Origin of the sequence: Protofrankia sp. Cr1, from assembly GCF_963555865.1 — a bacterium.
Lineage (GTDB): Bacteria > Actinomycetota > Actinomycetes > Frankiales > Frankiaceae > Protofrankia.
The window spans coordinates 4,258-12,888 of record NZ_CAUVXO010000035.1 but is presented as its reverse complement, the minus strand read 5'-3'; the positions used below and the strand labels follow the sequence as shown (position 1 = coordinate 12,888).

At 70.2% G+C, this 8,631-nt stretch carries 8 protein-coding genes and 1 pseudogene; 5 read left to right on the top strand and 4 right to left on the bottom strand.

Features of this window, described 5'->3' with window-relative positions; all coding sequences use genetic code 11:
- The first annotated feature begins 81 nt into the window (after positions 1-81).
- Positions 82-270 carry a 50S ribosomal protein L28 gene (rpmB, locus tag U9980_RS05635; protein ID WP_013874853.1) on the top strand — a complete coding sequence of 63 codons (189 nt, stop codon included), beginning with the start codon at positions 82-84 and terminating at the stop codon, positions 268-270.
- On the opposite strand, the gene thiD is transcribed toward rpmB, so the two are convergent.
- Together thiD and U9980_RS05625 are read right to left on the bottom strand one after the other, a co-directional pair.
- Positions 242-1,105 (bottom strand): bifunctional hydroxymethylpyrimidine kinase/phosphomethylpyrimidine kinase, encoded by an 864-nt coding sequence (thiD, locus tag U9980_RS05630; protein ID WP_322750649.1) that lies wholly within the window; start codon positions 1,103-1,105, stop codon positions 242-244. The two genes, rpmB and thiD, sit on opposite strands and share 29 nt — an antisense overlap.
- A 92-nt stretch (positions 1,106-1,197) precedes the next feature.
- Complete coding sequence (locus tag U9980_RS05625; protein ID WP_322766974.1) at positions 1,198-2,178, bottom strand: thiamine-phosphate kinase; 981 nt, start codon at positions 2,176-2,178, stop codon at positions 1,198-1,200.
- 78 nt (positions 2,179-2,256) lie between these two features.
- Between U9980_RS05625 and U9980_RS05620 the strand changes: the two genes are divergently transcribed.
- Together U9980_RS05620 and U9980_RS05615 are read left to right on the top strand one after the other, a co-directional pair.
- A complete protein-coding gene (locus tag U9980_RS05620) occupies positions 2,257-2,490 on the top strand; it encodes an Lrp/AsnC family transcriptional regulator (protein WP_131747996.1) in 234 nt (77 codons plus the stop codon).
- A 104-nt stretch (positions 2,491-2,594) separates the two neighbouring features.
- Positions 2,595-3,092, top strand: coding sequence for a DUF3515 family protein (locus U9980_RS05615; protein WP_322766973.1), 498 nt, complete (start codon positions 2,595-2,597; stop codon positions 3,090-3,092).
- Between the two features lie 40 nt (positions 3,093-3,132).
- On the opposite strand, the gene U9980_RS05610 is transcribed toward U9980_RS05615, so the two are convergent.
- Positions 3,133-4,257 carry a D-alanine--D-alanine ligase family protein gene (locus U9980_RS05610; protein WP_322766972.1) on the bottom strand — a complete coding sequence of 375 codons (1,125 nt, stop codon included), beginning with the start codon at positions 4,255-4,257 and terminating at the stop codon, positions 3,133-3,135.
- A gap of 81 nt (positions 4,258-4,338) precedes the next feature.
- On the bottom strand, positions 4,339-5,352 hold the full coding sequence (locus U9980_RS05605) for an NAD(P)H-dependent glycerol-3-phosphate dehydrogenase (RefSeq protein ID WP_322766971.1): 1,014 nt from the start codon (positions 5,350-5,352) through the stop codon (positions 4,339-4,341).
- 210 nt (positions 5,353-5,562) lie between these two features.
- Here U9980_RS05605 and cofC point away from each other — a divergent pair.
- Both cofC and U9980_RS05595 read left to right on the top strand, forming a co-directional pair.
- Positions 5,563-6,207: pseudogene (gene cofC / locus U9980_RS05600) on the top strand (2-phospho-L-lactate guanylyltransferase); the annotation flags it as partial.
- A 129-nt stretch (positions 6,208-6,336) separates the two neighbouring features.
- Complete coding sequence (locus tag U9980_RS05595) at positions 6,337-8,547, top strand: RNA degradosome polyphosphate kinase (RefSeq protein ID WP_322766984.1); 2,211 nt, start codon at positions 6,337-6,339, stop codon at positions 8,545-8,547.
- Positions 8,548-8,631 lie beyond the last annotated feature (84 nt).

Sequence of the window (8,631 nt, the reverse complement as noted above, 5' to 3'; positions counted from 1 at the left end):
TGACGGGACGCCGGTGGGGTAGCCTCGGGAGACTGCCGCACACGCGGCATCATCATCACCTTCTTCCGGCGGAGTGTTCTCGTGTCTTCGGTGTGTGACGTCTGCGGCAAGGGGCCGGGCTTCGGTATGTCGGTCTCCCACTCCCACCGGCGCACCCGGCGGCGCTGGAACCCCAACATCCAGACTGTGCACGCGCTCGTGGGCAAGACGCCCAAGCGCCTCAACGTGTGCACCTCCTGCATCAAGGCCGGCAAGGTGACCAGGGCATAGCAGCTGTCGGCGGCGCGCCGGCGGCGTTGCGCCAGGACCAGGCGTGGTCGACCGGGCCGATGCCGGCGCCGAGCGCGAAGCCGGCCGCCACCGCACCGGTGACGTAGGCCTTGGCCGCCCGCACCGCGTCAGGTACGTCCGACCCGCGGGCTAGGAACGACGCGACCGCGGACGCGAGGGTGCAACCGGTGCCGTGCGTGTGCCGGTTGTCATGTCGTGGTGCCCGGAGCAGGACGGTCTGCCTGCCGTCGGTGAGCAGGTCCACGGCGTCGCCGCGCAGGTGACCGCCCTTCACCAGCACCCAGCGTGGCCCGAGGGCGAGCACCGCCCGGGCCGCGGCCGGCATGTCGTCCTCGTCGTGCACGGCGACGCCGGTGAGCAGCTTCACCTCGTCCAGGTTCGGGGTCACCACGGTCGCCACCGGCAGTAGCCGGGTCCGGACGGTATCAACGGCTTCGGGCGCGAGCAGTGGATCGCCGTGCTTGGATACCCCGACCGGGTCGACCACGACCGCAACACCCCCGTCGGCGAGGTCTGCCAGCTCAGCTGCCACGGCCGCCACGATCCGCGGTGACGACAGCATCCCGGTCTTGACCGCGTCGACACCGATGTCGTCCACGACCGCCCGGATCTGCGCGACGACGGCGTCGGCCGGCAGGTCCCACACCCCGTGCACCCCCAGGGAGTTCTGGGCCGTCACCGCGGTCAGGGCGCTCATCCCGTGGACGCCGAGAGCCACCATGGTCTTCAGGTCGGCCTGGATGCCGGCGCCGCCGCCGGAGTCGGAGCCGGCGATCGTCAACACCCGGGGCGGGGACACAGCGGGCAGGACCATGGCAGGCGGAATCCTGGTGGACGGGGACACGGGCGCCACGCTATGCGCGAACCCGGCCGCATCAACAGCTGGATCAGTATCAACAGCTGAATTCAGTGGCTGAAATGGTCCCAGCCCCGTGCCGGGCCCGCGGTACCATCCGGCGCCGGTCCGTCGCGGTGCGGGCCGCGCAGGTCCGGCGGGATACCCTCCCCGACCAGCCGCACCTCTGGCCGGCCGCCGGCCGGCCCGACCGGGAGCGTTCTGCCGATCACCGCCACCCCCGGCGGCGGGTCCACGCCCGCCGGCAGCGTCCCGACCAGGCCGTGGTCCTCGCCACCGGTGAGCAGGTGTCGCACGTCGACACCGGGAACGAGCGCCCTCAGTGCGGCCACATCCACCTCGAACACGACCCCGGACGCGCCTGCCACGTGCCCGAGATCGGCGAGCAGCCCGTCGCTGACGTCCACCAGCGAGCTGGCCCCCGCATGTGCCAGCGCAGGTCCGGCCGAATACGGCGGCGACGGACGGCGGTGGGCGGCCACCAGCGGACCATCGCGCACACCGGCCAGCAGGAGCTCCAGGCCGGCGGCGGAGCGGCCCACCGTACCGGCGAGCACCACCACGTCGCTCGGCCGTGCGCCGGCCCGCGTCAGCGGCGTACGGCCCGCGAGTTCCCCCAGCGCGGTCACGGCCAGGCATACCTCGCTCGCACTGACCATGTCACCGCCGACCACGACCGCGCCGACCAGCGCGCACTCGTCACGCAGACCGTCAGCCACCCCGTCGACGATCTCGATCGGCGTGGACGGTGGACAGGCCAGCCCGATCAGCAGCGCGGTGGGCGTGCCTCCCATCGCCGCCACGTCCGCGAGGCTCTGGGCGGCGGCCTTGCGGCCCACGTCGTACGGGGAGGACCAGTCGAACCGGAAGTGCCGCCCCTCGACCAGCAGGTCTGTGGTGGCGATCACAGAACCCGAGGGTGTCGGGACCACTGCGGCGTCGTCACCAGGACCCGCGGGTGGGCCAGGCGCCCCCAACCGGGTCACCACACGGGCGATCAGACCAAATTCCCCTGCGTCAGAGACACTCACGAGGGCCGATTGCCTGTTACCTTCTGTCGGCCCGTTGTTCTGAGCGACGGGTTGTCGGCGTCCGACGAGGGAGCGTCTGTGGTCCACGCGTACATCCTCATCCAAACTGAGGTTGGAAAGTCCTCCTCGGTGGCCAAGGAGATCGAACAGATCCCCGGGGTCACCCAGGCAGAGGACGTCACCGGCCCCTACGACGTGATCGTGCGCGCCGAGGCCGCCAGCGTCGATGAGCTGGGAAAACTGGTCATGTCACGGGTGCAGGCGGTCGATGGCATCACCCGGACCCTGACGTGTCCGGTGGTTCACTTCTGACCCGGCCGACGGCGGTGCGATCATGGCCCTTCGCGCTGCCGGCGGCCCGAACCGGTGGCGTGGGCCGTGCACGGATCACGGACTCCCCCGCCCTGATCCGACGGGTGTCCGTCACTCGCATGATGGCCAGGATCTCGATCCCGGCCATCATGCGAGCCAGTGTCATCGTCATCGTGATTTTAGTCACATCCTGCGCGGGCTCCCCAGGTCCGGTCACGGTCACCCTGGCGCCCGACCCGGCCGGCAGCGAACGGGTCGCCTGCGTGAACCTCGTTGCGGCCCTGCCGTCCTCACTGGGGGCGGGTCTGGGTCGGCGCGAGGTCAGACCGGCCTCGCCGTTCGTCGCCGCCTGGGGTTCCCCGCCCGCGGTCCTGTCGTGCGGGGTTCCCGGGGTCGCTGCGGGCTATCGACAGGACGTGACCCTCGCGGTGGTCGACGACGTCGGCTGGTTCGCCGAGGATCGCGGTGCCAGCGTCCGCTACTCCACGCCGACCCGACGTCCCCAGGTCGTGCTCATCCTGCCCGCGTCCGTGCAGGCGTTCGACGTCCTGGTCACGCTCGCCGGTCCGGTCCGCGACGCCACCAGGGCGACGGTCGCCTGACCCGCCGCCCAGTCACCGCCGCCCAGTCACCGCCGCCCAGTCACCGCAGCCCGGTGCCGCGACGTACCGCCGACTCGATCAGCCGGTCCACCAGCGCCCGGTAGTCCAGACCGCTGGCACCCCACATCTGCGGAAACATCGAGGTCGGGGTGAACCCGGGCATGGTGTTGACCTCGTTGACGACGATCGAACCGTCCGGGCACAAGAAGACGTCCACCCGCGCGAGACCCGCGCAGTCCAGCGCAGTGAACGCGCGCAGGGCAAGATCGCGAATCCTGGCGGCGACGGCGACGGGGATGTCGGCCGGAACGTCGAACCGGACCGCTCCCGACAGGTACTTGGCGTCGAAGTCGTAGAACCCGGCTGAGGATGTCACCGTCACCTCGGCCGGGACGCTCGCCTCAGGCTCGCAGCCGGCCAGGCCCTCCAGCACCCCGCACTCGAGCTCACGGCCGGCGACGGCGGCTTCGACAAGCACCTTCGGGTCGACCGCGCGGGCCGCCTTCAGCGCGGTCTCCAGGTCATCCCACGCGTCCACCCGGCTGATGCCGATACTTGAGCCGCCCCGGGCCGGCTTGACGAACACAGGCAGGCCCAGCCGTTGCCGGTCGGATGCCGTGATGGTCTGTCCCCCGCGCAGCACCACCACGGGCGCCACCGGCAGCCCCGCGGCCGCAAGCAGGGTCTTCATGTGCTGTTTGTCCATGGCCGCGGCGCTGGCGAACACGCCGGAGCCGACGTAGGGCACGCCGGCCATCTCCAGCAGCCCCTGCACGGTGCCGTCCTCGCCGAAGGGCCCGTGCAACAACGGGAACACGACGTCGACCTCGCCGAGACCGTCCTCGCCGAGACCGAGGCTCCGCAGACCGTCCTCGCCGAGACCGAGGCTCCGCAGGCCGCCCGCGGTGGGGTCACCCGGCAGGGCCACCGGTATCCCGGTGCCCTCGACGCTCGGCAGCACGCCGGAACGGACCTGGAGCGCCGCCGGATCACCCGAACCGAGCACCCAACGGCCGTCCGGGGTGATACCGACGGCCACAACGTCATAACGCCGCGGGTCCAGGGCCGCCAGCACGCTGCCGGCGGACACGCACGAGATCGCGTGTTCGGTGCTGCGTCCGCCGTAGAGGACGGCGATCCGGATCCTGCGCGCAGTGCCGGGCATGGACCGGACCCTAACCGATGCTCGGCCGCCTCACCGTGACCCCGACGCCGCGCAACCGGCGGCGACGGCTCCGGTGATCGCTCAGGCGCTGGGGGCGCGGTGCTCGCGGCCTGGTTCGCGGCTCATCAGTTCCTTGACCGCGTCCATCGGCGCAAGGCCCTCGTAGATGACCCGCTCCACCTGCTCAGTGATCGGCATTGCGACGCCCAGTGACCGGGCCAGACCCAGGATGGGCCGGCAGGAGCGGACGCCCTCGGCGATCTGAACCTGCTGGATGCTGGCCGTCGCCAGGGTCATGCCACGGCCGAGCTTCTCACCGAAGGTGCGGTTGCGCGACAACGGCGACGAACAGGTGGCCACCAGGTCACCCAGGCCGGCGAGGCCGGCGAACGTCAGCGGATCGGCGCCCATGGCGACGCCGAGCCGGGCCGTCTCGGCCAGCCCCCGGGTGATCAGGGAGGCGACCGAATTGGTGCCGAACCCCATTCCCTCGAGCATGCCCGCGGCCAGCGCGATCACGTTCTTGACAGCGCCGGCGAGCTCACAGCCGACCAGGTCGGAGTTGGTGTACGGGCGCAGATAGGACGTCCAACAGGCCCCCTGCAGATCGATCGCGGTCTGCTCGCAACAGCTCGCCACGACGGTGGCCGCCGGCTGCTCGGCCGCGATCTCACCCGCCAGGTTCGGGCCGCTGACCACCGCGATCCGGTCCGGACCCGCGCCGGTGACCTCGCTGACGACCTCGCTCATCCGACGGCGGGACTCGCCCTCGACGCCCTTGATCAGACTCACGTACACCGCGGACGGCGGGACCAGTGGCGCCCAGCGGACCAGGCAGCCACGCAGGACCTGGGACGGCACCGCGAGCACGACCAGATCGGCCCCGCGAAGCGCCTGTGCGGCATCCCCGGTGGCACTGACCTGGTCAGGCAGTGTGAGTCCGGGCAGGTAGCGGGGGTTGACATGATGGTGGTTCACCGCCTTGACGATGTCGGGCGCACGCGCCAGCAGCGTGACCCCGGCCCCGGCGTCGGCGAGCACCTTGGCGAAGACCGTCCCCCAGGATCCGGCGCAGAGAACAGCCGCTCTCGTCACACGGATCGCCCGCCGGCCGGGTGCTCGCCAGTCGGGTGCTCGCCGGCCGGGTCCGATCGTGTCTCAGCGTCAACCATGTAGTGACCATATGATGACTAGACCGTTGCCAGACGGTAACCATCGCGGCGACCGCCGGGAGATGCCGGGACCGGCCGCCACGCCGCCACGGATGCCGTAGGGTCAGGACGTGATACCCGCACTACTCCGGAGATGACGCCCGACCCGACCTGGGTGGTCATTGTTCCGGTCAAGCGGTTGACTGCGGCCAAGAGCCGGCTCGCCCACCCCGAACGTGCGGCTCTCGCGCTCGCGATGGCTCAGGACACGGTCGCCGCGGCCAGAGATATTGATCATGATGTGGTGGTGGCCGTCGTCGTCGTGACCAACGACCGCACGGCGCGGGCCGGCATCGCCGACATCGCGGATATCGCGGATATCGCGGATATCGACGCTCGGGTAGTGATCATCCCTGACACTCCCGACACGGGTCTCAACGCGGCGTTGACGCACGGTGCGGCCGAGGCCGCGCGGCGGTGGCCCGGCGCCGGCGTCGCGGCGATGTCCGCGGACCTCGCGGCACTGCGCCCGGCCGAGCTGCGGGCGGCGCTGCTGGCCGTGCCACCCGAGCGCCGGGCCATGGTCGCGGATGCGGAGGGTACCGGCACAGTCATGCTCGCCGCCGCGCCCGGCACGGCGCTCGCACCCCGGTTCGGCCCAGCGAGCCGGGCCGCACACGTCCGTTCGGGAGCCCGGGACCTGACCACGCCGCTCGGCCGGTCAGTGCCCGGCCTGCGGCGTGACGTGGACACGCTCGACGACCTGCGGGACGCGCTGCGTCTGGGCGTCGGCCCACGGACCCGCGATATCCTGACAGCCCCAGCGGCTGACGCAATCGTCGGCTCTGGGCTGTCCCAGACCCGTTGTACGGGTCCTAATCGTCGCTCGCACCTGCCCCGGCCACCGGAGACTGGCACCATCGAGGGCATGACCGAGCTGGTGGTGAACCGATCCGAACAGCCGCAGCGTAAACCACGGAGCGCCCTGCTTGAACCGCTGGAGGCGCCCCGGCCACCGACGCCGTCCGATCTTCCCGAAGACCGTTTCATCAACCGCGAGAAGTCCTGGTTGGACTTCAACGCCCGCGTACTGGCACTCGCCGAGGATCCGGCCACACCACTGCTCGAATGCGCCAAGTTCCTGGCTATCTTCGCCAGCAACCTGGACGAGTTCTACATGGTCCGCGTCGCCGGCCTGATGCGCCGCGAAGCGACCCGACTCGCGGTGCTCTCCGCCGACGGCCTCACCTCCCGCGAGCAGCTTGACCTGATCAGTAGAACAGCGACTGAACTCTACGAACGTCACTCCCGGTGTTTCAGCGATGTGGTCACGCCCGCTCTGGCGGACGCCGGCATCACGATCCGCCTGTGGAGCGACATGACCGAGGTTCAGAAGGACCGCCTGCACGCATACTTCAACCAGCAGGTCTTCCCCGTCCTGACGCCACTCGCGGTGGACCCGGCGCACCCGTTCCCCTACATCAGCGGCTTGTCGCTCAACCTGGCGGTCACGGTACGTACCCCGGGCGGGGATGCCGAGCGGTTCGCACGGGTGAAGGTTCCCCAGAACGTGCCCCGGCTGATCCGCGTCGAGCCGGACCACCCGCGCCACGACAGCAGGCGCCTGGAACTGCGCGGGCTGGAGTCCGACGACCGCGATGTCTGCTTCATCCCCCTGGAGGAGGTGATCGCCGCCCACCTCTCGCAGCTCTTCCCAGGTATGGAGGTGGTGGACGCCCACCTGTTCCGGGTCACGCGCAACGCCGATCTGGAGGTCGAGGAGGACGAGGCCGAGGACCTGCTACAGGCTCTCGAACGTGAGCTGGCGCGCCGGCGGTTCGGCCCGGCCGTGCGCCTTGAGGTCGCCGACGACGTCGACGACAACCTGCTGGACCTCCTCATGCGGGAGCTGGAGGTCACCAGCCGCGAAGTGATGCGGGTTCGGGGGCTCCTGGACCTGTCGGTGCTGTGGGCGCTCTACGACCTCGACCGTCCCGAGCTGAAGGACACCCCGCACGTGCGGCGAACCCACCCGCGGCTCGCGGCGTCCGAAGGGGAGCAGACCGATTTCTTCACGGTGCTGCGTGAGGGCGACGTGCTCATCCACCATCCCTATGACTCGTTCACCACCTCGGTACAGCGGTTCATCGAACAGGCTGCCGCCGACCCGCACGTCCTGGCCATCAAGCAGACGCTGTACCGGACCTCGGGTGACTCCCCCATCGTCGACGCTCTGATCAGCGCGGCCGAGGCGGGCAAGCAGGTCGTCGTCCTGGTGGAGATCAAGGCCAGATTCGACGAGACCGCGAACATCCGGTGGGCGCGCGAGCTGGAGCGCGCGGGCTGCCACGTCGTGTACGGGCTGATCGGATTGAAGACGCACTGCAAGACGTGTCTGGTGGTCCGCCAGGAGCGCGGTGGACTACGCCGGTACTGCCACGTCGGTACCGGCAACTACAACCCGAAGACGGCGCGGCTGTACGAGGATCTCGGCCTGCTCACCGCCGACCCCGATGTCGGCGCCGACCTCACCGACCTGTTCAACGTGCTGACCGGCTACAGCCGCCAGACCGAGTACCGCTCACTACTGGTAGCGCCTCAGCATATGCGGGACGGCATTATCCAACGTATCGAGCGGGAAAGCGAGGCGGCCCGCCAGGGCCAGGTGTCCGGAATCCGCCTCAAGATCAACAGTCTCGTCGACGAGGAAATCATCGACGCGCTGTACCGAGCGTCCCGTGCCGGCGTGCCCGTGCAGTGCCTCGTCCGTGGGATCTGCGGGCTGCGGCCGGGCATCCCGGGCCTGTCGGAGACCGTCCACGTCCGGTCGATCCTGGGCCGCTTCCTGGAGCACAGCCGGGTCTTGGAGTTCACCTCGCTGCGGGAGTGCTGGATCGGCAGCGCGGACATGATGCACCGCAACCTCGACCGCCGCATCGAGGCGCTGGTGCGGGTGGGGCAGCTGTCCCAGGAACCGTTGCGGGTCATGCTCGACCACGCCTTCTCCGAGGGCGTGGCAGGCTGGATCCTGCAGCCGGACGGGACGTGGTACCGGCGTTCGACCGGCCCGGACGGGGAACCGTTGTCGGACTACCAGACCGACCTGATGAGCCCGTCCCTGCGGCTGGCGTACGGCTGACCGGCGGTGCGCCGGCCGTGAGTGCCCTGACGGACCCACGGTCGGCACCCGCGTTCTCGGTTGCTCCTCGCTCGCTTCTAGGTT